Raw genomic sequence first — 26,910 nt, forward strand, 5'->3', positions numbered from 1 at the left:
TCACGCGGAGTTGTCGAAGCGACGCGCAAGGCTTCGACAAGCTCAGCCCGAACGGCTCAGGAGAGTTCCACCATGACTGCGTCCCAGCCCGATTTCCGCTCGCCCGACTTCCTGCGCGCGCACATCCGCCAGACCATGGCGTTCTACGACCCCGTGGCCACCGACGCAAGCGGCGGCATGTACCACTTCTTTCTGGACGACGGCACGGTCTACGACACCCGCACCCGCCACCTGGTGAGCGCCACACGGTTTGTGGTCACGCAAGCCATGCTCTACCGCACCACGGGCGAGCCCCGCTACCAGGCCGGCATGGTCCACGCCCTGCAGTTTCTGCGCGCCGCGTTTCTCGACCCTGCCACGGATGGCTACGCCTGGCTCGTCGACTGGCAGCATGGCCGGGCCACCGTGCTCGACGCTACGCGGCACTGCTACGGCATGGCATTTGTGATGCTGGCCTATGCCCGCGCGTTCGAAGCCGGCGTGCCCGAGGCGCGTGGCTGGTTGGCTGAGGCATTCGACACCGCCGAGCGCCACTTCTGGCAGCCTGCGAAGGGCTTGTACGCGGACGAGGCATCGCCCGACTGGGCGCTGACGGACTACCGCGGCCAGAACGCCAACATGCACGCCTGCGAGGCCATGATCTCGGCCTTTCGCGCGACGGGCGAGGCGCGCTACATCGAACGCGCAGAGCAGCTCGCGCAGGGCATTTGCCAGCGGCAGGCAGCGCTGTCAAACCGTGCCACGGCCCCCGGTGCCGAGGGCTGGGTGTGGGAGCATTTCCACGCCGACTGGTCGGTGGACTGGGAATACAACCGCCACGACCGCAGCAACATCTTCAGGCCCTGGGGCTACCAGGTCGGCCACCAGACCGAGTGGGCCAAGCTGCTCTTGCAACTCGACGCCCTGGTGCCTGCCGACTGGCACTTGCCCTGCGCCCAGTTCCTGTTCGATGCGGCCCTGGACAAGGGTTGGGATAGCGTGCACGGCGGCATCGTCTACGGCCTGGCACCGGATGGCAGCATCTGCGACGACGGCAAATACCACTGGGTGCAGGCTGAAAGCATGGCCGCCGCCGCGGTGCTGGCCCTGCGCACGGGCGACGCGCGCTATTGGCAGTGGTACGACCGTATCTGGGCGTACTGCTGGGAGCATTTCGTGGACCACGAACACGGCGCGTGGTTTCGCATCCTGGACCGCAGCAACCGCAACACGACCCGCGAGAAGAGCAATGCGGGGAAGGTGGACTATCACAACATGGGGGCGTGTTATGACGTGTTGTTGGCCTTGGGAGACGTGCGTGCGTGAGATGGCTGCTGTCGGTAGGCCGCAGCCAGGGCAGCTGCGACGGGCGGTCGCACAATGTTCGACGCAGGAGTCGGCCTGCGCCTTGGCACAAGGCATCCCCTGGACGGACGGTTAGATGTCTGGCGCGATGAGGGAAAAGACATAGGCATCGGTGAAGCTGCCTTGAATCTTGAGCCGATTTCGCGCGAGGCACTCTCGAACCGCACCTGACCGCTCCGCCGCGCTGAGACTGGGTGTGTTGTGTTCGGCAATGACGATCTCAACGCGATCAAGCTTGAGCTCCGCAAAGGCGTAATGGCTGAGTGCTTGAATGCTGGCCAAGGCGGCACCTCTGCGCTGCCAAGATTGGCGGACCCAATAGCCGAGGTTGCAAAAGCCGTTGGCTGGGTTGAACTGATTGAGGCCGCAGCCCCCAACAAGGATTTTTGATTCGGCGTCGAAGATGCCGAACTCGTAGCTGGAACCATTCTCCCGCTCGGCTTGGCAGTGGGCAAACCAGGCGTCAGCCTCGGCTGCTGTGTAGTTGGCATGGGCCCACGGCATCCATTTCCCGACGGTGTTGGTGGACTCCAGGACGGCCTCGACGAACGTCGGGAGATCGGATTCAACGAAGGGGCGGAATTGGAAGCGACCGGAAGCAAGCATGGGGACTGAAGCTGTAGCTGTGAATGGGGGCTTTCAAGCGCGGGCAGGCAGGGAGCCGCGGTCGACGGGGCCCGGCTCCAGGACGCTCCATTGCGGAGCGCTCCGTCTGCTCCCGCGGCGACGTTATCGGGACAGCCTGACTATTCCAAACGGATTGAACTTGAAATCATCGTCTTCATAAGTCGAGGTGAACGTAAGCTTGGCGCGGCGCTCTTTCAGCACCTCGACAAGTCCGCGCTGTGCGATCTCGTCCGCTACCGCATCCATCAAATTGACGATGAGCATCTCCGATCCCAGCGATTGCGGCACGTACACCTCTGGCAAGCCGACGAGGTGGAAGCCAACACTTTCAAGATAGCCTCGGGCCGAGAGCGGGCGTTTGGCGAAAGCCAGCCGGCCAATCCGTTGTTGTGCCAACAGGTCGCCCGACTTGAGTGCCTCCGCTCCTTGGCGGATCAGGTCCTTCCATCGATCGAGCCCGTGCGCGACCCCTGCACTTTCGCCCTTGGCAGCAATAGCTCCCGCATCGATCAACCGGCTGACCAGCTGCAACGCGGTCATCGAAACCTTGACCGTCTCGTGCTGGTGCATGCGCGGCCCCAGGACATAGAGGACGGACTGGTGGCTGGCGACTGATTTTTCGTCGGCTGCAGTCCATGCATTGGGTGCAACCCGATCCCGGCTGACCGCGAAAGACCTCTCCATGCGCTCGTCAGGCTCAGGCAGGGAGTAAGCCTCGTCCACACTGAACCCGGTCGCGAAATCACGGATCGCGCCAGACACTGCGTCCAACAGTGGCGTTTGATCGCGACTTTTCCCGAGGAAGCACAGGACGTGGCGGGGCTGTACCGACGATGCAGAAGCTGGAACCTCCTTGTTGGGGGATCCCTCCTCAGGCTTCAGGGCCGAGGCCACTTTCCAGCCCATGGCGGCTGCAATCCCTGCTGCAAGAAAACGGCGCATATGGTTCAAAGGTTTGTACTCATTGGAGGACAGCGATGGGGGATCCCACATCGTTTCCTAGTCGCATGGAATCAACAAGATGACTGCGCGTCTGCGCGCAAAGTAGGCGCCGACACAGACCACGCCCTGCAAAGGCATCAGGAAATTATGGCGGTTGGGGCGTCGCCCACGATGCAGCGCTAGCTGAGCGGGGTCTCGGGAGCTCGGCTCGGATCCATGCCCCGCGCCCGGCGCCTCTTTGTGACCTGCCGGGGCTTCGTGCTGCGCCCGTCAGGGTTCGAAGAAATTCACCCGCAGTCCCTGCACCTCCACGCGCAGGCTAAATAGCGATCCTGCTGGAACGTCTGCGTCCTGCTCTGCCACAGGCCTCCCTGCCCGTGCCGACGTAACGTACAGCGTCCGCAAATCCTCCCCGCCAAAACACACCATCGTCGGGCACACCACCGGCGTGGCGATGCGCTGCAGCACATCGCCAGCGGGCGAGAGCTGCAGCACGCAGCCGCCTTCATACATCGCCACCCAGTAGTTGCCCTCCACATCCACCGCAGCGCCGTCCGGCCGGCCGCCGTACGGCTGCCCATCCACTTTGCGGTCGAAATGCACCCAGGGCTGGCGGTTGGTGATGGCGCCCGTGGCCACGTCAAAGTCAAACCGGTCGATGCGGTGCTCGGGCGTGTTGGACCAGTACATCACCCGGTTGTCGGGGCTGAAGGCCAGGCCGTTGGCGGTGAAGTTGTCGCCCGCCATGTGGCGCACGGCGTAGCCGCCGGGGGTGGACTGCAATCTCCACAAGGCGGCGTTGGGCGCCGTGCGCGGGGTGATCATCGACCCCGCCCAGAAGCGGCCGGCCGTGTCGCAGCGGCCGTCGTTCAAGCGCAGCAGCCGGGTGTCGTGCTGCTCGTGTGGCAGCAAGGCCAACAGGGTGAGCGCGCCGTCGGCGGTATCGAGCAGGTAGAAGCCGTCCCGTAACCCGATTACTACTTTTCTGTTCGCTGCAGGCGCGCAGCAGGCGGGCTCGCTGGGCGTGTTCCACTGCCGGTGCACGCCGCTGACCGGGTCCCAAGCGTTCACTGTGCACCCCTGAATGTCACACCAGTAGAGGCAATTTTCGTCGGGATGCCAGAACGGCGATTCGCCCAGCTCGGAGGGCGGAAGGGGCAGGCGCTGGAGGGTCATGGGTTGAAACGGGGTGGTTATCGAGTTACATTGTAGGACTCAAAAACATGGCCTGAACACAGGCCCATCCAACGATGGAGCATCCCATGCATTCAGTCGTAGCGCGCGTGACGGCCCGCATCACCCTGCGCAGCCAGGACACCCGCGCGGCCTACCTGGCAACGGTGGACGCGATGGTCCGGCGCAAGCCCCCGCAAGACCGCATGGGCTGCGCCAATCTGGCCCATGCCTACGCGGCGCTGCCCGGTGCCGACAAGTTCAAGATCACGGTGGAGAAGGCGCCCAACATCGGCATCGTCACGGCCTACAACGACATGCTGTCGGCCCACCAGCCGTACCACAGCTACCCCGCATTGCTGCGCGACGAAGCCGCCCGCCACGGCGCCACGGCACAGGTCGCTGGCGGGGTGCCTGCGATGTGCGACGGCGTGACGCAGGGCACGCCCGGCATGGAGCTGTCACTGTTCTCCCGCGATGCCATTGCCATGGCCACGGCGATAGCGCTGTCCCACGATGTGTTCGATGGCGCACTGTTGCTGGGCGTGTGCGACAAGATCGTGCCCGGGCTGCTGATCGGTGCTTTGCACTATGGGCATCTGCCCTGCGTGTTTGTGCCAGCGGGCCCCATGGGCTCGGGCCTGTCGAACAAGGACAAGGCCAAGGTGCGCGAGCAGTATGCGCAAGGCCTGGTGGGGCGCGAAGAACTGCTCAAGGCCGAATCGGCTGCGTACCACGGCCCCGGCACCTGCACCTTCTACGGCACGGCCAACAGCAATCAGATGCTGCTGGAAGCCATGGGCCTGCACGTGCCCGGTGCGGCCTTTGCGCCGCCCGGCACGGGCGAGCGCGAATCCTTCACGCGGCAGGCCGTGCGCACGGTGCTCGACATCGGCAAGCGCGGCCAGCGTTTCACGCCCATCGGGCGCCTGGTGGACGAGCGCTGCATCGTCAACGCCATGGCGGCGCTGCTGGCCACCGGTGGCTCCACCAACCACCTGATCCACTGGGTGGCGATTGCGCGCAGCGCGGGCATCCTGATCGACTGGACGGACTTCGACGAGCTGTCGTCCGTGGTGCCGCTGCTGGCCCGCGTGTACCCCAACGGCGACGCCGATGTGAACCAGTTCCAGGACGCGGGTGGGCCGCCGTGGATCCTGCGCGAGCTGCTGGCCAACGGCCTTATGCATGGCGATGTGCTCAGCGTGAACGCAGGCGGCATTGCCGAAGGCGGGCAGAGCGCGCCGGCCGTATCGGGCGACACCAGCGTGCTGCGCCCGGTGAGCGCGCCGTTCAGCGCCACCGGTGGCCTGCGCCTGCTGCAGGGGCGCCTGGGCCGCGCGGTGATCAAAGTGTCGGCCGTTCCGGAAGACCACCACATCATCGAAGCACCCGCGCGCGTGTTCGATTCGCAAGAAGAACTCCTGGCCGCGTTCAGCGCAGGCGAAGTGCAACAAGACATGGTGGCTGTGGTGCGTTTTCAGGGACCGCAGGCCAATGGCATGCCCGAGCTGCACAAGCTCACCCCGCCGCTGGCCGTGCTACAGAACCAGGGCTTCAAGGTGGCGCTGGTGACCGATGGCCGCATGAGCGGTGCATCGGGCAAGGTGCCCGCTGCCATCCACGTCACGCCCGAAGCCATGTCGGGTGGCCCGCTGGCCAAGGTGCTCGACGGCGACATCGTGCGGGTCGATGCGGTGGCCGGCACGCTCGATGTGCTGGTCGACGAGGCCACCTGGGCCGCGCGGGCGCTGGCCCCTTACCCCGCCCCATCTGCCGCCGGCTTTGGCCGCGAGCTTTTCGCCAACTTTCGCCGCCATGCGGGCGGCGCTGAACAAGGAGCCTGCACATGGCTATGACCTCTTCATCCGTCCCCATGAACCCTCTCGATATCGCCAGCCATGGGCCGGTCATCCCGGTCATCGTGATCGACCGCGTGGAAGACGCGCTGCCACTGGCCGAAGCGTTGCTGGCCGGTGGCGTGAAGGTGCTGGAGGTGACGCTGCGCACTGCCGCCGGCCTGCCCGCCATCGAAGCCATTGCCCGCAACCTGCCTGAAGCCGTGGTCGGCGTGGGCACGGTGCTCAATGCCGATGACGCGCGCCGCGCGAGCGAGGCGGGCGCCCGTTTTGCCGTGAGCCCCGGCTACACCTCGGCCGTGGGCAGCGCCTGCAAGGGCCTGAACCTGCCGCTGCTGCCGGGCGTGGCCACGTCGGGCGAGATCATGGCGGCGCTGGCCGATGGGTTCTCTTTCTTGAAGCTGTTCCCGGCCGAGGCGGTGGGTGGCATTCCGCTGCTCAAGTCGTGGGTCAGCCCGTTTGGCGCGGTGAGCTTTTGCCCCACGGGCGGCATCACCACCGCCACTGCGCCCAACTATCTGGCGTTGCCCAACGTGCGCTGCGTGGGCGGGTCGTGGCTCACGCCCACCGACGCCGTGCGCGCGGGCGACTGGGCGCGCATCACGCAGCTGGCGCGCGACACGCAAAGCCTGCGCAAGGCGGCTTGAGTCGTATCAATTTCAGGTCAAATTGCCTACTAGCGCATGTTTTATAAGCTTTTATAGCTATTAAATATGTAGCAAATGCTGCGCAACGGTGTGGCAGCTTGCCGCGTGCGCGCACAGGCCATGGGCAGGCGACGAACAAGCGCGTGGTTTCGAAGCGCTGCTTCCCCCTATCATGCGCAGGGGCTTGCCCCACCATGAGGGAGCCTCTGCACCAATCACCGCGCGGCGCGCATTGCGGCTTTGGGCGTTTTGCCGGGTTGTGAATTGCCTGCGATACCTAGCGAAGGCTATTGATCGCGGCACTTCGCGCCTGGCAGCCGATCCGGGTCCACCAACGCGCGCTGGCTGCTGGATGTTTGGTCCGTGCAGAGGCTCCTTCGCCTTCATGATTTTTCTAAGAGAGGGAGTTCACTATGGATTTTGTTTCGGCTATCAAAAGCTGCCTGACGCAGTACGCGACTTTTTCGGGCCGCGCTGTGCGCTCCGAGTTCTGGTGGTTTTTCCTGTTCCAGATCATTGCGGTGATCGTTGCCAGCTTTCTGGGCGATGTGATTTCCGGCATCGTGTCCATCGCGCTGCTGCTGCCCGCACTGGCCGTGGGCGCCCGCCGCCTGCACGACATCGGCCGCTCTGGCTGGTGGCAGCTGCTGTCGCTGACCGGTATCGGTTTTCTGGTGCTGGTGTACTGGTGGGCGCAGCCTAGCGAAGGCTGATCCGCTGAAGGATGGTGGGCCGCTGCGGCCCGCACACCGAGCCCGCTGGCCGCAAGGCCCGCGGGCTTTTTTGTGCGTGTGCCCGGTGCGGGCGCTACTGGCAACGCACAGGGTCCCCACTTCGAAATCGGCATAAAAAATTGGCCCTAGCGCTTGTTGGTAAAGCGCTTATAGCTATCAAAAGAGAAGCATCTCGTGGCGGTAAGCTGGGGGAGAGCTGTTGCCGTGGTACGACAACGCGTGTTTGAGGCCGGCCGCACAGCACTTTGATTTCTAGAATAGTAATCATTCTTATTTCTATTCTTGAATATCATGACGTTTCAACATCGGCAGACCGCGGTTTGCATCGGCATTGCCCTGGCTTTTGGCGGCACACCGGCCTGGGTGATGGCGCAGGGCGTGGGCGCCACCTTGTCCGAGGTGCGCGTGGACGCGAGCGCCGAGAAAGAGACTGCCACCGCCCCGGTGATCGGCTACCGCGCGCGCAACGCAGCCACCGCCACCAAGACCGATACACCGCTGTCGGAAACCCCGCAGTCCGTCACCGTGGTCACCCGCGACCAGCTGGTGGACCAGGGCGCCACGACCTTCCAAGAGGCGCTCCTCTACGCGGCCGGCGTGCGCAGTGACGCCTATGGCCTGGACAGCCGCTCTGACAGTGTGCGGGTGCGCGGCAGTTACCCAGATACCTACCTCGACGGCCTGCGCCAGGGCTACAACTGGTACACCAGCACCACACCGGTCGAGATCTACACGCTGGAGCGCCTGGAGGTGCTGCGCGGCCCGGCCGGCATGCTCTTTGGCGCGGGCACGGTGGCCGGCGTGGTCAACATGGTGAGCAAGCGCCCGCTGCAGGAATCGCAGCGCGAAGTGGGCGTGCAGCTGGGCAGCTGGAACCGCAAGCAGCTGCAGGCCGACCTGACCGGCCCGCTCACCAAGGACGGCGAGTGGTCGTACCGCCTGGTGGCCGTGGCGCGCGATGCGGACACGCAAACCGACCATGTGCAGAACGACCGCCGCCTGATCGCGCCCTCGCTCGCCTGGCGGCCCAATGCCGCCACGTCGCTGGTCCTGCAGGCCCACTGGCAGCAAGACCGCACGGGCAGCACCGCGCAGTTTTTGCCGTGGTCGGGCACGCTCCTGCCCAACCCCGATGGCCAGCTGCCCATCAACCGCTTCATTGGCGAGCCCGGCGACTACTACGACAGCGACCGCGAATCCATCGGTTACCTGTTCGAACACCGCTTCAACGATGCCTGGACGGTGCGCCAGAACCTGCGCCTGGCGCGCAACGAAAACCGCGGCGGCTACCACTACGCGGACTTCTTCAGCACCGTCGGCGGCTTCGGCGCAGACCCCGTGAACCAGCGCCTGATTGGCCGCCTGTACGGCCAGAACGTCACGCGCACGCGCATGGCCACGGTGGACACGCACCTGCAAGGCAACCTCACCACGGGTGCCCTGCGCCACCAACTGCTGCTGGGCGTGGACTGGAACCGCCAGAGCGAAAACAAGAACGAAGCCGACGATTCGTACAACACGCCCATCGATGCCTACGCACCGGTGTATGGCCACCGCATCAATCCCACGCTAGTCAACAAACCAGAGAACGTGCAGCGCCAGAGCGGCCTGTATGTGCAGGACCAGATGAAGTGGGGCAATTGGATCTTCATCGCGGGCCTGCGCCATGACCGCGCGGTGAACAGCCTGGCGGGCTCGGCCGATGACCGCACCAGCGACACGACCAAACGCCTGGGCGTGATGTACCAGCTGGCCGGGGGCTGGACGCCCTACATCAGCTACGCCGAATCCTTCAGCCCCGTGAGCGGCACCAATGCCTACGGCCAGCGCTTCAAGCCGCTGGAGGGCGAGCAGATCGAGGTGGGTGTGAAGTACGTGCCCGAGGGCAGTTCCACCCAGTTCACCGCGGCGGTGTACGACCTCAAGGAAAAGAACCAGAAGGTGGTCGACCCGGTGGTTCCGAACAACTCGCTGCAGGTGGGCCAGACGCGCAACAAAGGCCTGGAGCTGGAATACAAGGCCCGCGTGGCCACTGCGTTCGACCTGACCGCCCACTACAACTACACCGATGTCGATCCGCTGCTGGAAGGCCTGCCGCGCCACCAGGCCGCCGTGTGGGGCGTGTACCGCTTCTCCATCGGCGGCGTGCGGGGCTTCTCGGCGGGCGCGGGCTACCGCTGGCTGTCGTCGTTCCGCGACGGCTCGGGCCCCAAGGTGCCTGCGGCGGGCGTGGTCGATGCGCTGCTGGCCTACGACACCCAGGACTGGCGCTACGCGCTGAACATCAGCAATCTGGCCGACAAGAAGTACATGAGCACCTGCCTGTCCCGTGGCGACTGCTGGTGGGCGACACGGCGCAACGTGGTGCTGAGTGCGACGTACCGGTTCTGATCCCGACAGGGGACTGGCCTGCGCCTCGGCCCCCATGTAAACCCGGTCACGTTGAGGCTGTCGAAGCGCCGCACAAGGCTTCGACGGGCTCAGCCCGAACGGTTGGAACGAATTGGAGGGTTGAGCGCGCGAGTTGTTGGTTTGGCGCCGGCTGTGGCGTAGATCCCTCGGAATGAATCGGGCACAGACGCGCGCACTCTCAACAGGTCGCCATCAAGACCTCCTACCCTCCGAGGTGGTATCGCCTGTGCAGCAGTGCTGCCTCGTCACCGTGACTAGCGACAGATAGCGGTCCCGCCAGTAAAAAACCCCGCAGGTTTCGCAACCTGCGGGGTTTTTTTGTGGAGACTTACGCGCAGCAGGATCGTGGCCCGCCGCGCGTATGGCCGGCCGGCAATTACATGCCCATGCCGCCCATGCCACCCATGCCGCCCATGTCAGGCATGCCGCCGCCAGCGCCGGCTTCGTCCTTGGGCGCGTCAGCCACCATGCACTCGGTCGTCAGCAGCAGCGATGCCACGGAAGCCGCGTTTTGCAGTGCGGTGCGGGTGACCTTCGTGGGGTCCAGAATGCCCAGTTCGAGCATGTCGCCGTAGCTGTCGTTGGCAGCGTTGAAGCCGAAGTTGCCCTTGCCGGCCAACACAGCGTTCACCACCACCGAGGCTTCGCCGCCGGCGTTGTTCACGATTTCGCGCAGGGGCGCTTCGATGGCCTTCAGCACCAGGGCAATGCCGTGGTCCTGGTCAGCGTTGTCACCCTTGATGGAGGTGCCAACAGCTTGCTTGGCACGCAGCAGGGCCACGCCACCACCGGCCACAACGCCTTCTTCCACAGCTGCGCGCGTTGCGTGCAGTGCGTCTTCCACGCGGGCCTTCTTTTCCTTCATTTCGACTTCGGTGGCAGCGCCCACCTTGATCACGGCCACACCGCCGGCCAGCTTGGCCACGCGTTCTTGCAGCTTTTCGCGGTCGTAGTCGGACGTGGCTTCTTCGATCTGCACGCGCACTTGCTTGACGCGGGCTTCGATGTCACCTGCAGCGCCAGCGCCGTCGATGATGATCGTGTTTTCCTTGCCCACTTCGATGCGCTTGGCTTGGCCCAGATCGGCCAGGGTCACCTTTTCGAGCGTCAGGCCCACTTCTTCAGCGATGACCTTGCCGCCCGTCAGGATGGCGATGTCTTCCAGCATGGCCTTGCGGCGGTCGCCGAAGCCAGGTGCCTTCACAGCCACAACCTTCAGGATCCCGCGGATGGTGTTGACCACCAGCGTCGCCAGGGCTTCGCCTTCGACTTCTTCGGCAATGATCAGCAGCGGACGGCCAGCCTTGGCAACTTGCTCCAGCGTGGGCAGCAGGTCGCGGATGTTGCTGATCTTCTTGTCGAACAGCAGCACGAAGGGGTTGTCCAGAATGGCGGATTGCTTTTCTGGGTTGTTGATGAAGTAGGGCGACAGGTAGCCGCGGTCAAACTGCATGCCTTCCACGACGTCCAGTTCGGAGTCGAGGGACTTGCCGTCTTCCACGGTGATCACGCCTTCCTTGCCAACCTTGTCCATGGCGTCAGCGATCAGCTTGCCAATGGTTTCGTCGGAATTGGCAGAGATCGAGCCGACCTGTGCGATTTCCTTGGAGGTGGTCGTGGGCTTGGAAGCCTTCTTCAGCTCGGCAACCAGGGCCGTCACAGCCTTGTCGATACCGCGCTTCAGGTCCATCGGGTTGATACCGGCGGCGACGTACTTGAAGCCTTCGCGCACGATGGCCTGGGCCAGCACGGTGGCGGTGGTGGTGCCATCACCAGCGTTGTCGCTGGTCTTGGAGGCCACTTCCTTCACGAGCTGGGCGCCCATGTTCTGCAGCTTGTCCTTGAGTTCGATTTCCTTGGCCACGGACACACCGTCCTTGGTCACGGTAGGGGCGCCGAACGAGCGCTCCAGCACCACATTGCGGCCCTTAGGACCCAGGGTCACCTTGACCGCGTTGGCCAGGATGTTCACGCCTTCAACCATGCGTGCGCGGGCTTCGCCGCCGAAAACTACGTCTTTTGCTGCCATGATGGAGCTCCTAAATTTGGTTCAAATTTACCGCTAGCGCTTGTCCAGTAAGCGTTAGCAGCTATGAAAATGTGAGTTCTGGAATGCTGGGTGACTTCTGTCTTCGGCCGGGCCTGCGGCCCTTAACTTGGCTGCGCCAAGTTAGCCTTCGACGAAAGTAATCGCTTTAGCGATTACTTTTCGACCACTGCAAACAGATCGTCTTCCTTCATGACCAGCAGCTCGTCGCCGTTGACCTTGACGGTCTGGCCCGAGTACTTGCCGAACAGAACGCGGTCGCCGACCTTCACGTTCAGGGCGAGCACGTCACCCTTGTCGTTCTTCTTGCCGGGGCCGACGGCCAGCACTTCACCTTGATCGGGCTTTTCAGCGGCGTTGTCAGGGATCACGATGCCGGAGGCCGTCGTGGTTTCGCTTTCGATACGCTTGACGATCACGCGATCGTGCAGAGGGCGAAGGTTCATTGCATTGCTCCTGTTTTCAGTAAAAAGCTAAGGGACTCAAGGCCTGGCGATGCCAAGCGCTACCAAATTCCCGGCAGAAGGGTGCTGTTAGCACTCGTCTGAGGTGAGTGCTAATGATACGGGCATTTGTTGCAGTTTCAAGACCACCGCCCGGCTGGGAGTGGGATTTCGGGCTCTGGCCGGCCGACAGGGTGCTGGGTGCCGTAGGCGGCCCATGTCGTGTGACCAAACCCCCTGCGGGCCCAAATTGTCGATTTCGGACAGTCCGCTTCGTCGTTGGTTGGAACATCCTTAGAAAGCTCTTTCCCATGAAATACCTCGGTCTCGCTTACTTCACCCCCGACCAATTCACGGCCATGTCGTCTGAAGACGTCAAGTCACTGGTAAGCCAATGTCCGGCCCTGGACGAAAAGATGCGCGCGACAGGCAAGGTCCTGGTTTCCGCTTCGCTTGGCGAGCCGAATAGCTGGACGACGCTGCACCCCCACAACCGCAAGACGCGCGTCAGCGATGGACCCTATACCGAGTCGAAGGAAGTGATCGGCGGCCTGTTCATCATCGAGGCGGATAGCCGGGAGGAGGCAATCCGCCTCGCATCCATGCACCCAGCCGCCATCCTGGGCGAAGAAGGGGGATGGGCCGTCGAACTCATCCCCATGGATTTCTACCTCGCGCGGTGAGCTGACGGGGAGGGGCGCTTTTACGAGGGGCATGCGTGAGAAATTTCGCGTTGCGGCAGGCCGATGCGCCAAGCGGCTGGTGCAACGCCGTGGGCAAAGCCTAGAGTCCCTGCTCCACGTTGTTGAACCGAACATCCTCCAAAAGGCAGCCATGAAATACACCACTTCGCGCCCCCGCAAAATCATGATCGTCGGAGCGGGTCAGGCGGGACTCCAGCTGGCGCTCGCACTGCAACGTCGGGGCGACGATGTGACCGTGGTCTCTAACCGCTCGGCGCAAGATATTCGCTCTGGCCGGGTGATGTCCAGTCAGTGCATGTTTGACGCGAGCCTTCAACTCGAGCGTGCTCTGGGCCTCAATTTGTGGGACGAAACGTGTCCACCCGTGGAGGGCATTGCGCTGGCCATCCCGAATCCTGGTGAGCCCGCAGCGAAGCTGCTCGACTGGGGCCATCGGCTGGACCATCCGGCACAGTCCGTCGACCAGAGGATGAAGATCCCAGCGTGGATGGCACTGTTTGAGGAAAGGGGTGGGACAGTGCTGTGGATGGAGGCCGGCACCCCGGAGCTGGAGCGCTGGGCCGTCGAATACGAATTGGTCATCGTCGCCGCGGGCAAGGGTGACATCTCTGGCCTCTTTGAACGAGACGCCGAAAAATCACCATTCACTGCACCGCAGCGCGCCCTTGCGCTCACCTATGTGCACGGTATGGCCCCGCGCCCCGAGTATTCGGCGGTGAGCTTCAACTTGATTCCGGGCGTGGGCGAATACTTTGTCTTTCCGGCACTGACCCACACCGGGCCTTGCGACATCATGGTGTTCGAAGGCGTGCCGGGTGGGCCAATGGACTGCTGGGCCGACGTGCAGTCGCCCCAGGAGCATCTTGCCAAGTCAAAGTGGATTCTGGAGACGTTCTTGCCGTGGGAGGCTCGGCGCTGCGATGCCGTTCGACTCACCGACGACAACGGCCGGCTTGTCGGCCGCTTTGCGCCGACAGTGCGCCATCCCGTGGGACGATTGCCCTCCGGCACTCCAGTGCTCGGCATGGGCGATGTCGTGTGTCTGAACGATCCGATCACCGGCCAAGGCGCCAATAACGCATCAAAGTGCGCTCACGCTTATTACGAGGCCATAGTGGCGCAGGGAGATGCGCCCTTTGATGCGGAATTCATGCAGCGAGCGTTCGATGACTTCTGGGCCTACGCGGAGCATGTCGTGAATTGGACCAACGCGCTCTTGCAGCCGCCGCCTGCGCATGTGCTGGAGGTACTCGGCGCCGCTGGCTCGGCGCCCTCGGTCGCCAAACGGTTTGTCAACGGCTTCAACGACCCGCGCGACTACGTCAACTTCTTCATGTCGCCAGGCAAAGCCTCGGAATACCTGGCACGCGAACTGGCGCCGGCTTGAACCAGGGCCGGCGATCTTCCCCCTCTGGCTTGCGCGCACGGCCAGCCCCATGCGGCTGGTGATGAACTCGGATGCGCCATGCGCCGGTTGGTGGGCGCCGTCACCATCGTGACCACACGGACGGCGCCACGCTGAGAGGGGCTCACCGCAATGGCGCTCACACCAGCTACTCAGCCCAGCATCAAATCCAGGTTCTGCACCGCGGCCCCTGAAGCTCCCTTGCCCAGGTTGTCAAACACTGCCGACAGCAGCACCTGCCCATGCTGCGGGTTGGCAAACACCGAGAGCCGCAGCTGGTTGGTGCCGTTCAGTGCCTGCGGGTCCAGGTGCTCGGTGGCCTGAACGTCCTCGGTCGCCACCACCTCGACATGCCTCGCCCCTGCGTAGTGGTCGTGCAGACAGGCCTGCAGTTGGTCCGCGGTGGCACCACCGGGTAGCTGGCGCAGCAGCAGGGGAATGGTCAGCACGATGCCTTGGCGGAACGCGCCGTAGGCGGGCAGAAAGAAGGGGCGCTCGGTGAGCAGGGCGTGTTTTTCGATCTCTGGCGTATGTTTGTGCGCAAGCTTCAGCCCATACACCTGGAACGCAGGTGCCTGCACTGCCGCTGCGCCTTCATGCTGGTCCACGCGAGCCCGCCCGCCGCCTGAGTAGCCAGACACCGCGTGGATGGCTATCGGGTGGTCGGCCGGGATCAACCCGGCCTGTACCAAGGGCCGCAGCAAGGCGATGGCGCCGGTGGGATAACAGCCGGGGTTGGTGACTCGCCGGGCGGACGCAATGCGTGCGGATTGTTCGGTGCTCATCTCGGGAAATCCGTAGACCCACTCCGCGTCCGTGCGATGGGCGGAGCTCGCGTCGATCACCCGCACGGCGGGGTTGACGATGGACGCTGCCGCCTCGCGTGCGGGCCCGTCGGGCAGGCACAGGATGGCGATATCGCAGCTGTTGATGGCCTCGGCGCGGCGGGCGGGGTCCTTGCGCTCGCCTTCGGGCAGGGTCAGCAGCTGCAGGTCGGTGCGCCCGCGCAGGCGCTCGTGGATCTGCAGGCCGGTGGTGCCTTGGTCGCCGTCGATAAAAACAAGGGGTGCGCTCATGGGGTGCTCCGGTGCCAGTGAATGGCTAACAAAAAAGGACAAGAACAAAAGGGAATGCCGAATCTTCGGTGCCACCGTAAACTTTGAAAAGTTGAATTTCATAAACACCAAAGTCAGATCGGCTGAACGTCATGCGCGAACTCAACCTCGACCGGCTGCGCACGCTGGTCACCATTGCCGATCTGGGGTCGTTCGCCGAGGCCGCGCGGGTGCTGCACTTGGCGGCACCCACGGTCAGCCTGCACATCGCGGACCTGGAGGCGCTCTTCGGCGCGCCGCTTTTGGTGCGCAAGCGCGGCGAGGTGCATCCCTCGGGCGTGGGGGAGGCGCTGGTCGAACGGGCGCGCCGCCTGCTGGCCGACGCGGACGAAACGCTCGAGGCCGTACAGCGCCAGGTGCTGGGCCTGGCCGGTCGGGTGCGCCTGGGTGCGTCCACCGGGGCCATCGCCCACCTGCTGCCGCAGGCGCTGGAGGTGCTGGGCCAACACCACCCTGGCATCGATGTGCACGTGGCAGTGCTGACGTCGCACGACACCATGGCGCGCCTGGCCAATGGCTCGCTGGATGTGGGGCTGGTCGCGCTGCCGCAAGGCGCGGTGCAGGGTGTCAAGGTGGAGCCCTGGCGGCGCGACCCGGTGATTGCGTTTGTGCCGTCGGCCTGGGCTGCGCCCCAGCGCGCCACACCGAAGTGGCTGGCAGGCCAGCCCCTGATCCTCAACGACGTGGGCACAAGCCTGTCGCGGCTGACGGCGGAATGGTTTGCACTGGCAGGTGAGCACCCGAAGGCGCGCATTCAGCTCAACTACAACGACGCGATCAAGAGCCTCGTGGCCGCGGGCTATGGCGCGACATTGCTTCCGCACGAAGCTTCACCATCCGCGACCACGCCGCTCGACCCGCGGATCCGCATGCTGCCCGTGCGTCCCGCGTTGTGGCGCCCGCTGGGCATCGCGCACCGGGCGGGGGCCGTGGAGCGGGCGACGCAGCATGTGCTGGATGTGCTGCGGCAGCAGCGCCAGGCGTGAACAAGACAGGTTGTCCGGCGCGCCCCGGTGCGGGCGTTAGTGGGCGTGCGCTAGGTCGCTGTGCAGCCAGAATATGAATAAAAAGTGCTGCCAGCGCTTATTTAATAAGCGCTTTTAGCTATAAAAACAGTAGCAAATGACTGTGAATCGTTAGGCGTGCACCCAGCGGCCGCCCACTCGGATGGCGGGTCTGCCAAACGGCGGCGCATCTCGTGGGCAGCTCGGCAGCGCGCGTGGGCCCGGTATGTCTTGCGAAGGCTCTGGCAGTCAGCCAGCGTCCTGCAGTGCGTTCAGGCCACGGCGTCCGGCGACAGCGCGCTGAGCACCATCCGGATGATCAGCTCCTCGGCCTTCTCGTAATCGCGCTCCGTCAGCGCGGCCTTGCCCAGCAGCAGGGCGAACTGCGCCTCTTGCTCGGCGTAGGCCTGCGTCACCGACCAGATGATGAACATCAGGTGCGTGAAGTTCACCTTGGCAATGCGGCCCTCGCGCGCCCAGCGCTCGAAGGTGCGCACCTCGGTCTTGAGCAGCGGCCCGACGCGGTCGATGATGGCCTGGCCGTAGCGTGGCGCACCGGCGATCACCTCTTTGGTGAACACCTTGGCCCCCTGAGGGCGCGTGCGCGAGTACTGGAGCTTGGCGCGGATGTACCGGCGCAGCGCCTGCTGCGGGTCGTCGCTGTGCGAAAGGTCTTCCATCCCGGCGAGCCACTGGGTCAGCACATCGTCCAGCACGCGCTGGTACAGCGCCTCCTTGCTGGGGAAGTAATACAGCAGGTTGTGGCGGCTGATGCCGATGGCGGCGGCGATGTTCTCGAGCGACGCGCCTTCGAAGCCGAACTGCGCAAAGTGGTTCTCTGCCTCGGCCAGCATGGCCTGTTCCTTGAGCAGGCGTGACGCGGTGGGTGCCCGGGGTGCGGCCTCGTCAGCGGCGGTGGGGCCTTTGGACCGGGTGGTGGGGGCGGGGCGGGCGGTGCTGGCTTTGAGGGGGCGGGCGGCTGTCATTGCACCATTGTGGAACAAGCCGCGCGCCAAAAACCTGCAAAAGGCTTGCAAAGGACACGAAACGCCTGGCATGGCGCTTGCTGTAGGGATTTTACCAATTGGTAAATTTTTACGCGTTGGTAAATTGGCCCCCATCGCAGGGCACCGCGGCACATCAAAGCAGCGGGCACCTGCACCCCACAGCGAGGACCTCCCGATGAAACCTCCGAAGTTCGCGGGCGCAAGCACCCTGGCTTGCGCTGCGTTGGCTGGCACGCGGCATGGCTGCCGCAACTGCGACAACTGCCAAAAAGCTCCAGGCCGCGCCGTGCTGCACGCCGCACCTGCCAGGCTCCCCACCCCGACCCTCTCGGAGGAACTCTGATGGACACACCCGCAAGCCGTGCCTGTGGCATTCATGCCGCGCGCCTGAACCTCGCCGACTACGCCACCAATTTTGGCGATGCGCACCCGCCGCTGACCCGGCCCCAGGCGCTGATCGAAGCCGAGCGTTGCTATTACTGCTACGACGCGCCCTGCGCCACCGCGTGCCCCACGGGCATCGACATCCCCTCTTTTGTGCACCGCATCGCGCAGGACAACAACCGCGGCGCGGCCCGCGCGATCCTGGAGGCCAATCCCCTGGGCGGCATGTGTGCCCGCGTGTGCCCCACCGAGGTGCTGTGTGAGCAGGCCTGCGTGCGCAACACCAACGAGGACAAGCCGGTAGAGATCGGCTCGCTGCAGCGCTACGCGACCGATGCCTTCTTTGCCAACCCGGGTGCGCCGATGTTCCAGCGCGCAGCCTCCACAGGCCGCCGCGTGGCGGTGGTGGGCGCGGGGCCTGCGGGCCTGGCCTGCGCCCATGGCCTGGCATTGCGCGGGCACGACGTGGTGCTGTTCGAGGCGCGCCCCAAGCTGGGTGGCCTGAACGAATACGGCCTGGCCAGCTACAAGACCACCGACAACTTTGCGCAGAAGGAAGTGGATTGGCTGTTGTCGATCGGCGGCATTGAGGTGCGCACTGCCCAGCAACTGGGGCGTGATTTCACCCTCGACAACCTGCTGGCCAGCTACGACGCGGTCTTTCTGGGCCTGGGCCTGCAGGGCGTCAATGCCCTCGGCATCGCAGAGCCCACGGCGACGGGCCTGCGCAATGCGGTGGACTTCATCGCCGAGCTGCGCCAGAGCACTGATCTGTCGACCCTGCCCGTCGGCCGCCGCGTGGTGGTGATCGGTGGCGGCATGACGGCGGTGGATGCCGCCGTGCAGTCGCGCAAGCTGGGCGCCGAAGAGGTGACCATCGTCTACCGCCGGGGTGCCGACGCAATGTCCGCATCCCATGTGGAGCAGGCATGGGCACAGACCAACGGCGTGAAGATCCGCCACTGGGCTGCGCCGCAAGAGGTGCTGTGCGAAGGCGGCGCCGTGCAAGGCGTGCGTTTTGCCGCCACGGCGCTCGATGCGGCGGGCAAGCTCGTGCCCACCGGCGAGACCTTCACGCTGGATGCCGACATGGTGCTCAAGGCCATCGGACAGACCTATGTGGCCGAGTCTGCGGGCAGGGGCATCACGCTGGAGGGCGGCCGCATCGCCACCGACAGCGCCGGCCGCACCAGCCTGGCCCGGGTGTGGGCTGGCGGCGACTGCCGCGTGGGCGGCCGCGACCTGACCGTTGAAGCGGTGGAGCACGGCAAGGTGGCCGCGCTGTCGATGCACGAAGCGCTGAGCGCGCCCGTGGCACTCGTAGCCTGACGCTGCCACAGCCATCCCACCGCAATCCGACCCAAATCACGGGAGCACCCCATGGCAGACATTCGCAGCAATTTCCTGGGCATCCAGAGCACCAACCCCTTCTGGCTCGCCTCCGCACCCCCCACCGACAAAGAGATCAACGTCACCCGTGCCTTCGAGGCGGGCTGGGGCGGCGTGGTCTGGAAGACGCTGGGCGAAGATCCGGCCGTGGTCAACGTCAACGGCCCGCGCTATTCCACGCTGCTGTCGCAAGACCGCCGGGTGATTGGCCTGAACAACATCGAGCTCATCACCGACCGCCCCTTGCACACCAACCTTGAAGAGATCAAGCGCGTCAAACGCAACTGGCCCGACCGCGCCATGATCGTCTCGCTCATGGTGCCCTGCGAAGAGCAGAGCTGGAAGGCCATCCTGCCGCTGGTGGAAGACACCGGTGCAGACGGCATTGAGCTGAACTTCGGCTGCCCGCACGGCATGAGCGAGCGCGGCATGGGTGCCGCAGTGGGGCAGGTGCCGGAGTACATCCAGATGGTCACGGCCTGGTGCAAGCACTACAGCCGCCTGCCGGTGATCGTGAAGCTCACCCCCAACATCACCGACGTGCGCCAGCCCGCGCGTGCGGCCAAGGCGGGCGGGGCCGATGCGGTGTCGCTGATCAACACCATCAACTCCGTGATGGGCGTGGACCTGGACCGCATGGTCATGAGCCCCAGCACCGATGGCTGGGGCTCACACGGCGGCTACTGCGGCCCGGCTGTCAAGCCTATTGCGCTGAACATGGTGGCCGAGATCGCGCGCGACACGCAGACCGCCGGCCTGCCCATCAGCGGCATCGGCGGCATCACCACGTGGCGCGATGCGGCCGAGTACATTGCGCTGGGCTGCGGCACGGTGCAGGTGTGCACGGCGGCGATGGTGTATGGCTTCAAGATCGTGCAAGACATGTGCGACGGCCTGTCCAACTTCATGGACGAGCATGGCTACGCCACCATCGACGACTTCAAGGGCCAGGCTGTGCCCACGGTCAAGGACTGGAAGAACCTCAACCTCAACCACATCGAAAAGGCCGTGATCAACCAGGATGCGTGCATCCAGTGCGGGCGCTGCCATGTGGTGTGCGAAGACACGTCGCACCAGGCCATTACGGCCATCGTCGACGGTGTGCGCCACTTCGAAGTGAAAGAAGAAGAGTGCGTGGGCTGCAACCTGTGCGTGTCGATTTGCCCGGTGCCGGAGTGCATCACCATGCGCGCGCTGGCGCCCGGCGAGGTGGATGCGCGGACCGGCATCCCGGTGACGGGGGAGTACGCCAACTGGACCACGCACCCCAACAACCCGCAGCGCATTTCGGCAGCCGCCTGAAACGGGCAACCTACGCAATGCAACCTAGCGCAATGAAGTATCTGGCCATCACGGTGGTGCGCATTCGCAACGCGTGCTGCGCTGCATCTGGTGCAGTTCTTGCGTGATCTATAGCATCGCTCGCTTCCTTTGGCCCGCCATCTGAGAGCACCGGAGCGCCGGACCAGGTAGCGGGTTGTGTGCAACCCAAGAGGTCTTTGACAGGAGTACAGGCATGACGAACAGTACGGGCAGCACTGCCCACGCGGCAGGGCACATGCCCAGCGCAATCAACACGCTCGCCAACGAAGATTTGCTCCCCACCACCGCGGCGCAGCGGCATTGGACCTGGAAGGACTTCGCGGCGCTGTGGGTGGGCATGGTGGTCTGTGTGCCCACCTACACCATGGCCAGCTCGATGCTGGACCAGGGCTTCACCTGGCAGATGGCCGTGTGGCTCGTGTTCCTGGCCAATTGCATCGTGCTGATTCCAATGGTGCTCATCGGCCGCGTGGGGCCCAAATACGGCGTTCCGTTCCCGGTGCTGGCGCGTGCGTCGTTTGGCGTGAAGGGCGCCAACCTGCCGGCTGTGCTGCGCGGCTTGGTGGCGTGCGGCTGGTTCTCCATCAACTGCTACTTTGGGGCGCTGGCGCTCCATGGTTTCCTCAACATCGTGGGCATGAACCTCGCGGGGCCGGCAGCCGGGGAGACCATCAGTACCTCGCAGTTCATGTGTTTCCTCGCCTTCTGGGCCGTGCATATCTACTTCATCTGGAAGGGGCCGGAGTCCATCCGCCTGCTGGAGGTCATTGCCGCGCCGCTGATGATTGGCGCCTCGGTGCTGTTCGTTGTGGTGTTGATGATGAAGGTGCCGTCGGGCCAACTTTTCAACCTGCCTGCCAAGGTGGTGGAGGGCGGGCCCAAGACCTGGGCTGCCCTCACGGGGCTGGTGGGCTTCTGGGCCACGCTGGCGCTCAACATCCCGGACTTCACGCGCTTTGCCAAATCCCAGAAGGACCAGGTCGTGGGCCAGGCCATCGGCCTGCCGCTGCCCATGGCGCTGTTCTCCATGGTGGGAGTGATCGGCTTCTCGGCGTCCGCCATCCTGTATGGCAAGGCCCAGTTGTTTCCCGATGGTCTGCTGACCCAGATGGGCAGCGTGGCAGCTGGCCTGGGTCTGCTGGTGATCCTGCTGGCCAACCTGACGACCAACGTGGCCGCCAACCTGGTGTCGCCTTCGTATGACTTCAGCCAGATCGCGCCGTCGAAGATCAGCTTTCGCATGGGCGGCGTCATTGCCGCGCTGATCGGGCTCGTGTTCATGCCCTGGAAGATCCTCGCCACCTCGGGCGGCTACCTCTTCACCTGGCTGGGCGGCTACGGCACGCTGCTGGGCGCCATCGCCGGCATCCTGCTGGTGGACTATTACCTGGTGCGCAAGAGCGAGCTGAAGGTGGACGACCTGTACCGCCGGGGCGGCGAGTACGAGTACAGCAATGGCTGGAACCTGCACGCGCTCATCGCCTTTGCATTGGGCGTGCTGCCTTGCCTGCCCGGCTACTTGGCGGTGTCTGGCGTGGTGGACAAGGCGGGCATGCCCGCCATCTGGCTCACGCTGTTCGACTCGGGCTGGTTCTTCAGCCTGGCTGTGGCCGGCACCTACTACTACCTGACCGCCAAAAAGAAGTGATCCCGTGGCCTGCCCTCGCCAGCGGCCAGGGCAGGCCTGATTTGAACGAGCATCCCTGAAGGAGACCCTCATGACCGAAGCCCTAGTGATCCGCGGTGGCACCGTGGTCAATGCCGACCGCGAACAACGAGCCGATGTGTTGTGCGTGGACGGCCGCATCGTGGCCGTGGGCGAAGGCGTGGCAGCGCAGGCGCCGGCAGGGGCGCAGACCCTGGATGCGAGTGGTCAGTACGTGCTGCCCGGCGGCATTGATCCGCACACCCACATGCAGCTGCCGTTCATGGGTACGGTGACCATGGACGACTTCTTCACCGGCACGGCCGCCGCGCTGGCTGGCGGCACGACGAGCATCATCGACTTCGTCATCCCCGACCCGCAGGAGCCCATCCTGGATGCCTACCGCAAGTGGCGCGGCTGGGCCGAGAAGTCGGCGGCCGATTACAGCTTCCACGTCGCCATCACTTGGTGGAGCGAGCAGGTGCGCGCCGACATGGGCACGCTGGTGCAGGACGAGGGCGTGAACAGCTTCAAGCACTTCATGGCCTACAAAAACGCCATCATGTGCGACGACGAAACCCTGGTGAACAGCTTTAAGCGCGCGCTGGAGCTGGGTGCCATGCCCACCGTGCATGCCGAGAACGGCGAGCTGGTGTACCTGCTGCAGCAAGAGGTCGCCAAGATGGGCATCACCGGCCCCGAAGGGCACCCGCTGTCGCGCCCACCCATGGTCGAGGCCGAGGCCGCCAACCGCGCCATCGCCATTGCCGATGTGCTGGGCGTTCCGATCTACGTGGTGCATGTGAGCTGCATGGAGTCGGCCGACGCCATTGCCCGCGCCCGCGCGCGCGGCCAGCGTGTGTACGGCGAGGTGCTGGCCGGGCACCTGGTAGTGGACGAGAGCGTCTACCGCGACCCCGACTTCGCCACGGCCGCCGCCTACGTGATGAGCCCGCCGTTCCGCCCCAAGGTGCACCAGGAGGCGCTGTGGCGCGGCCTGCAGTCCGGCCAGCTGCACACCACCGCGACGGACCACTGCACTTTCTGCGCTGCGCAAAAGGCCATGGGCCAAGAGAACTTCGCCAAGATCCCCAACGGCACCGGTGGCGTGGAAGAGCGCATGGCGGCCATCTGGGATGGCGGCGTGAACACCGGGCGCCTCACCCCCAGCGAGTTCGTGGCCATCACCTCGGCCAATGCGGCCAAGCTGTTCAACATTTACCCCCGCAAGGGCTTTATCGGCGAGGGCGCCGACGCCGACCTGGTGCTGTGGGACCCCGAGGGCACGAAGACCTTCTCGGCCAAAACCCAATTCAGCAAGGGCGACTTCAACATCTTTGAAGGCCGGACCGTGCGCGGCATTCCGACCCACACCATCAGCCAGGGCCGCGTGGTGTTTGCCCATGGCGACCTGCGGGCTGAAATGGGCAAAGGCCGCTACATCAAGCGCCCGGCGTTCGGCAGCAACTTCCAGGCAGTGCAAAAGCGTGCACACGACTTGGCGCCCACTGCCGTCGCGCGCTAACCGACCAGCATCCGGAGAACACCATGGATACCAAAGTCAAACCCGACATCGACAACCTGCGCATCAATGGCGAGCGCCTGTGGGATTCGCTCATGGAGCTGGCCCAGATCGGCGCCACACCCAAGGGCGGCGTCTGCCGCCTCACACTCACCGACCTGGACAAACAAGGCCGTGACCTCGTCACCCGCTGGGCGCGCGAAGCCGGCATGAGCGTCACCATCGACAAGATCGGCAACGGCTTCATGCGCCGCCCCGGGCGCAACAACAGCTTGCCGCCCATCATGACCGGCAGCCACATCGACACGCAGCCCACGGGCGGCAAGTTCGACGGCAACTATGGCGTGCTGGCCGGCATCGAGGTGGTGCGCACGCTCAACGACCACGGCATCGAGACCGAGGCACCCATCGAGGTAGCGTTCTGGACCAACGAGGAAGGCAGCCGCTTCGTGCCCGTGATGATGGGCTCGGGCGTGTTCGCCAAGGCCTTCACGCTGGAGCATGCCTACGCCGCCACCGACACCGAGGGCAAGACCGTGATGGGCGAGCTGGAGCGCATCGGCTACATCGGCGACCAGGAGCCGGGCGACCATCCCATCGGCGCGTACTTTGAGACCCACATCGAGCAGGGCCCGGTGCTGGAAGACAACGACAAGACCATCGGCGTAGTCAGCGGCGTGCTGGGCATCCGCTGGTTCGACTGCACTGTCACCGGCATGGAAGCCCACGCAGGCCCCACGCCCATGGCCCTGCGCAAGGACGCCCTGCTGGCCGCCACCCACATCATGCAGGACGTGGTGGCTGCCGCCCACCGCCATCCGCCGCATGGGCGCGGCACCGTGGGCATGGTGCAGGTCTTCCCCAACAGCCGCAACGTCATCCCCGGCCGGGTCAAGTTCAGCATCGACCTGCGCAACAGCACGGACGAACTCGTGGACCAGATGGCCGCAGAAGTGAAGGCGCGGGCCCACCAGGTGGCGCAGGAGCACGGCGTGCAGGTGCATATCGAGATGGTGTCCAGCTACCCGGCGCAGGTGTTCCACAGCGAATGCGTGGAGGCCGTGGCCCGCGCCACGGCCAAGCTGGGCTACAGCCACATGCCCGCCGTCTCGGGCGCGGGGCACGATGCCGTGTACATGGCCAAGCTGGCGCCCAGCGGCATGATCTTCATCCCTTGCAAAGACGGCATCAGCCACAACGAGATCGAAGACGCCAAGCCAGAACACATCACGGCAGGCTGCAACGTGCTGATGCACGCGATGCTGGAGCGGGCGGGTACCTGATCGGCCAATCCGCTGCTCGGCCGATTCCGCTGAGCCCTGATCCGCCGACTGTGGGGGCTCAGGCCGCCCCGGCGATTTGCGGCCCACGCTGCTCGCGCCTGTCAGAGGCCGTTGCGTTGTGGGTGCGCCACATCCCGCAGCTGTTACACCGGCCGGCCGTGCGGGCGCCAAGCCAAGTTCTCACGCGGCCTGCGGGCCGATGTGCCCCTATCAGAACCTCATGAAAAGACCGTGACGGTTTGGCGGTCTTGGCAGCCTCTCGGGGCTTTGGCCTGTATCGTATGGTTACTTATTATTTCGTATTCTGAAAAGTAACCGATGAAGCTGCGTACCCGAATCCTGTGGCTGTGTGCCGCGACCTTGCTGGGTCTGGTGGTGTTGTCTGCTGTGGCGCTGACCACGCTCTACCAGTCGATGATGAAAGAGCGCACCGCGCAGCTGTCCAACCTGGTGGTGCTGGCCCATGCGGCCGCGCAAAAGGCGCACGACAAGGAAAAGAGCGGCGCCCTGTCACGCGAGGACGCCATCAAGGAAGCCGAGCGCACCATCGGCAGTTTTGTCGACAAGGACAAATACTTCTTCGTGCGCGGCTTTGCCAACGACGTGAACTACGTGCACCCCAACCCCAAGCGCATCGGCATCGTCGATGAGAAGGGCGGCAAGGAAGCCGGCGTGCGCTACCGCGCTGCGCTGAAGGGCGTGACCGTGGGCACGGTCACGGCGCCCGGCACACGCCCGGGCGCCAAGGAGCCGGTGGACAAGCTCTACGCCATCATCAAGTTCGAGCCCTGGGACTGGATCATCGGTTTTGGCGACTATGTGGATGACATAGAAGACGCCTTCTGGCGCAACACCGCCATCCTGCTGTCCATCGGCGCGGTGCTGATGCTGGTGATTGCGATGATGGCCTGGCAGATGCTGCGCACGCTGGTGCACCAGCTCGGCGGTGAGCCGCAGTACGCGGCCGAGGTCGTGACCCAGATCGCCGAAGGCAACCTGGCCGTGGACGTGAAGACCCTGCCCGGAGACACCACGAGCATCCTGCACGCCATCCGCGTGATGCGCGACAACCTGGCGCACCTGGTGACGCAGGTGCGCGACAGCACCGATTCCATCACCACCGCGTCGTCCGAAATCGCTGCGGGCAACGGCGACCTGTCGGCGCGCACCGAATCGCAGGCGAGCGCCTTGCAAGAGACCGCCGCGTCCATGGAAGAGCTCACGGCCACCGTGCAGCAGAACGCGGCCAACGCCCGCCGTGCGGACGAACTGGCGCGCTCGGCCTCAGACATGGCAGTGCGCGGCGGCGACGTGGTGCACCAGGTGATCGGCACCATGGACTCCATCAACCAGTCCTCGCGCAAGATCGTGGACATCATCAGTGTGATCGACGGCATTGCGTTCCAGACCAACATCCTGGCGCTGAACGCCGCCGTGGAAGCCGCCCGCGCAGGCGAGCAGGGCCGGGGCTTTGCCGTGGTAGCCAGCGAAGTGCGCGGGCTGGCCCAGCGCAGCGCCGCGGCGGCCAAGGAGATCAAGGGCCTCATCGACGACTCGGTGGCCAAGGTGGGTGTGGGCACGCAGCTGGTGCAGCAGGCGGGCGCGACGATGGGCGAGGTGGTGGCGGGCGTGAAAAGCGTGACCACCATGGTCGGCGAGATCAGCGCGGCCAGCAGCGAGCAAAGCGCAGGCATTGCCCAGGTGAACCAGGCGATATCGCAGATGGACCAGGGCACGCAGCAGAACGCCGCGCTGGTCGAAGAGGCCCTGGCCGCCGCGCAGTCGCTCAGCCAGCAGGCGGCGGCGTTGTCGCAGACGGTGGGGCAGTTCCGCGTAGCCTGACGTCAGGGTGGAGGGGACCCTCGTCCTTTCCCCGGTGACCTATGACGGGCTGGATGTTG

Annotated in this window: 21 protein-coding genes; 14 read left to right on the top strand and 7 right to left on the bottom strand. The window is 64.8% G+C overall.

Annotated elements, in window-relative coordinates:
* Positions 1-72: 72 nt before the first annotated feature.
* Complete coding sequence (locus ACSQ3Q_RS04675; protein ID WP_436133246.1) at positions 73-1,305, top strand: AGE family epimerase/isomerase; 1,233 nt, start codon at positions 73-75, stop codon at positions 1,303-1,305.
* Positions 1,306-1,416: 111 nt separating this feature from the next.
* Here the strand turns inward: ACSQ3Q_RS04675 and ACSQ3Q_RS04680 are convergent, their stop codons facing one another.
* The 3 genes from ACSQ3Q_RS04680 to ACSQ3Q_RS04690 all read right to left on the bottom strand — a co-directional run bounded on the left by ACSQ3Q_RS04680 (position 1,417) and on the right by ACSQ3Q_RS04690 (position 4,089).
* Positions 1,417-1,950: a GNAT family N-acetyltransferase gene (locus ACSQ3Q_RS04680; RefSeq protein ID WP_436133247.1), complete on the bottom strand. Its 534-nt coding sequence runs from the start codon at positions 1,948-1,950 to the stop codon at positions 1,417-1,419.
* Positions 1,951-2,073: 123 nt separating this feature from the next.
* Positions 2,074-2,913 (bottom strand): hypothetical protein, encoded by an 840-nt coding sequence (locus ACSQ3Q_RS04685; protein ID WP_436136940.1) that lies wholly within the window; start codon positions 2,911-2,913, stop codon positions 2,074-2,076.
* A 270-nt stretch (positions 2,914-3,183) separates the two neighbouring features.
* On the bottom strand, positions 3,184-4,089 hold the full coding sequence (locus ACSQ3Q_RS04690) for an SMP-30/gluconolactonase/LRE family protein (RefSeq protein WP_436133248.1): 906 nt from the start codon (positions 4,087-4,089) through the stop codon (positions 3,184-3,186).
* Positions 4,090-4,175: 86 nt separating this feature from the next.
* Between ACSQ3Q_RS04690 and edd the strand changes: the two genes are divergently transcribed.
* The 4 genes from edd (at position 4,176) to ACSQ3Q_RS04710 (ending at position 9,717) form a co-directional block, all read left to right on the top strand.
* Positions 4,176-5,945: a phosphogluconate dehydratase gene (edd, locus tag ACSQ3Q_RS04695; protein ID WP_436133249.1), complete on the top strand. Its 1,770-nt coding sequence runs from the start codon at positions 4,176-4,178 to the stop codon at positions 5,943-5,945.
* A gap of 17 nt (positions 5,946-5,962) precedes the next feature.
* Positions 5,963-6,592, top strand: a complete 630-nt coding sequence (gene eda, locus ACSQ3Q_RS04700) for a bifunctional 4-hydroxy-2-oxoglutarate aldolase/2-dehydro-3-deoxy-phosphogluconate aldolase (RefSeq protein WP_436133250.1) — start codon at positions 5,963-5,965, stop codon at positions 6,590-6,592.
* Positions 6,593-7,005: 413 nt separating this feature from the next.
* Positions 7,006-7,305: a DUF805 domain-containing protein gene (locus ACSQ3Q_RS04705; RefSeq protein WP_436133251.1), complete on the top strand. Its 300-nt coding sequence runs from the start codon at positions 7,006-7,008 to the stop codon at positions 7,303-7,305.
* Between the two features lie 312 nt (positions 7,306-7,617).
* A complete protein-coding gene (locus ACSQ3Q_RS04710; RefSeq protein ID WP_436133252.1) occupies positions 7,618-9,717 on the top strand; it encodes a TonB-dependent siderophore receptor in 2,100 nt (699 codons plus the stop codon).
* 397 nt (positions 9,718-10,114) lie between these two features.
* On the opposite strand, the gene groL is transcribed toward ACSQ3Q_RS04710, so the two are convergent.
* Both groL and ACSQ3Q_RS04720 read right to left on the bottom strand, forming a co-directional pair.
* Positions 10,115-11,767, bottom strand: coding sequence for a chaperonin GroEL (groL, locus tag ACSQ3Q_RS04715; protein ID WP_436133253.1), 1,653 nt, complete (start codon positions 11,765-11,767; stop codon positions 10,115-10,117).
* Positions 11,768-11,940: 173 nt separating this feature from the next.
* Entirely contained in the window at positions 11,941-12,231 is a 291-nt protein-coding gene (locus tag ACSQ3Q_RS04720; protein WP_008905626.1) for a co-chaperone GroES, read from the bottom strand.
* 308 nt (positions 12,232-12,539) lie between these two features.
* On the opposite strand from ACSQ3Q_RS04720, the gene ACSQ3Q_RS04725 reads away from it, so the two are divergent.
* Together ACSQ3Q_RS04725 and ACSQ3Q_RS04730 are read left to right on the top strand one after the other, a co-directional pair.
* Entirely contained in the window at positions 12,540-12,911 is a 372-nt protein-coding gene (locus ACSQ3Q_RS04725) for a YciI family protein (RefSeq protein ID WP_436133254.1), read from the top strand.
* A 151-nt stretch (positions 12,912-13,062) separates the two neighbouring features.
* Positions 13,063-14,319, top strand: coding sequence for a styrene monooxygenase/indole monooxygenase family protein (locus tag ACSQ3Q_RS04730; protein ID WP_436133255.1), 1,257 nt, complete (start codon positions 13,063-13,065; stop codon positions 14,317-14,319).
* Between the two features lie 170 nt (positions 14,320-14,489).
* Here the strand turns inward: ACSQ3Q_RS04730 and argC are convergent, their stop codons facing one another.
* On the bottom strand, positions 14,490-15,413 hold the full coding sequence (gene argC, locus ACSQ3Q_RS04735; protein WP_436133256.1) for an N-acetyl-gamma-glutamyl-phosphate reductase: 924 nt from the start codon (positions 15,411-15,413) through the stop codon (positions 14,490-14,492).
* Between the two features lie 131 nt (positions 15,414-15,544).
* Here argC and ACSQ3Q_RS04740 point away from each other — a divergent pair, with 131 nt between their 5' ends.
* Entirely contained in the window at positions 15,545-16,438 is an 894-nt protein-coding gene (locus ACSQ3Q_RS04740; protein ID WP_436133257.1) for a LysR family transcriptional regulator, read from the top strand.
* 290 nt (positions 16,439-16,728) lie between these two features.
* Here the strand turns inward: ACSQ3Q_RS04740 and ACSQ3Q_RS04745 are convergent, their stop codons facing one another.
* The gene (locus ACSQ3Q_RS04745) at positions 16,729-17,442 is read right to left on the bottom strand and encodes a TetR/AcrR family transcriptional regulator (protein WP_436133258.1); all 714 of its coding nucleotides are present in this window, start codon (positions 17,440-17,442) and stop codon (positions 16,729-16,731) included.
* A gap of 363 nt (positions 17,443-17,805) precedes the next feature.
* Here ACSQ3Q_RS04745 and ACSQ3Q_RS04750 point away from each other — a divergent pair, with 363 nt between their 5' ends.
* From ACSQ3Q_RS04750 to ACSQ3Q_RS04775, 6 genes are all read left to right on the top strand, one after another.
* Positions 17,806-19,176 carry an NAD(P)-dependent oxidoreductase gene (locus ACSQ3Q_RS04750; RefSeq protein ID WP_436133259.1) on the top strand — a complete coding sequence of 457 codons (1,371 nt, stop codon included), beginning with the start codon at positions 17,806-17,808 and terminating at the stop codon, positions 19,174-19,176.
* A 51-nt stretch (positions 19,177-19,227) separates the two neighbouring features.
* Positions 19,228-20,538, top strand: a complete 1,311-nt coding sequence (preA, locus tag ACSQ3Q_RS04755) for an NAD-dependent dihydropyrimidine dehydrogenase subunit PreA (RefSeq protein ID WP_436133260.1) — start codon at positions 19,228-19,230, stop codon at positions 20,536-20,538.
* Positions 20,539-20,752: 214 nt separating this feature from the next.
* Entirely contained in the window at positions 20,753-22,207 is a 1,455-nt protein-coding gene (locus ACSQ3Q_RS04760; protein ID WP_436133261.1) for an NCS1 family nucleobase:cation symporter-1, read from the top strand.
* A gap of 70 nt (positions 22,208-22,277) precedes the next feature.
* A complete protein-coding gene (hydA, locus tag ACSQ3Q_RS04765; protein ID WP_436133262.1) occupies positions 22,278-23,729 on the top strand; it encodes a dihydropyrimidinase in 1,452 nt (483 codons plus the stop codon).
* Between the two features lie 23 nt (positions 23,730-23,752).
* Complete coding sequence (locus ACSQ3Q_RS04770; RefSeq protein ID WP_436133263.1) at positions 23,753-25,009, top strand: Zn-dependent hydrolase; 1,257 nt, start codon at positions 23,753-23,755, stop codon at positions 25,007-25,009.
* 318 nt (positions 25,010-25,327) lie between these two features.
* Positions 25,328-26,851 (top strand): methyl-accepting chemotaxis protein, encoded by a 1,524-nt coding sequence (locus tag ACSQ3Q_RS04775; RefSeq protein WP_436133264.1) that lies wholly within the window; start codon positions 25,328-25,330, stop codon positions 26,849-26,851.
* Positions 26,852-26,910 lie beyond the last annotated feature (59 nt).

This window comes from Acidovorax sp. LjRoot129, assembly GCF_964253765.1.
In the GTDB taxonomy this organism is placed as follows: domain Bacteria; phylum Pseudomonadota; class Gammaproteobacteria; order Burkholderiales; family Burkholderiaceae_C; genus Acidovorax.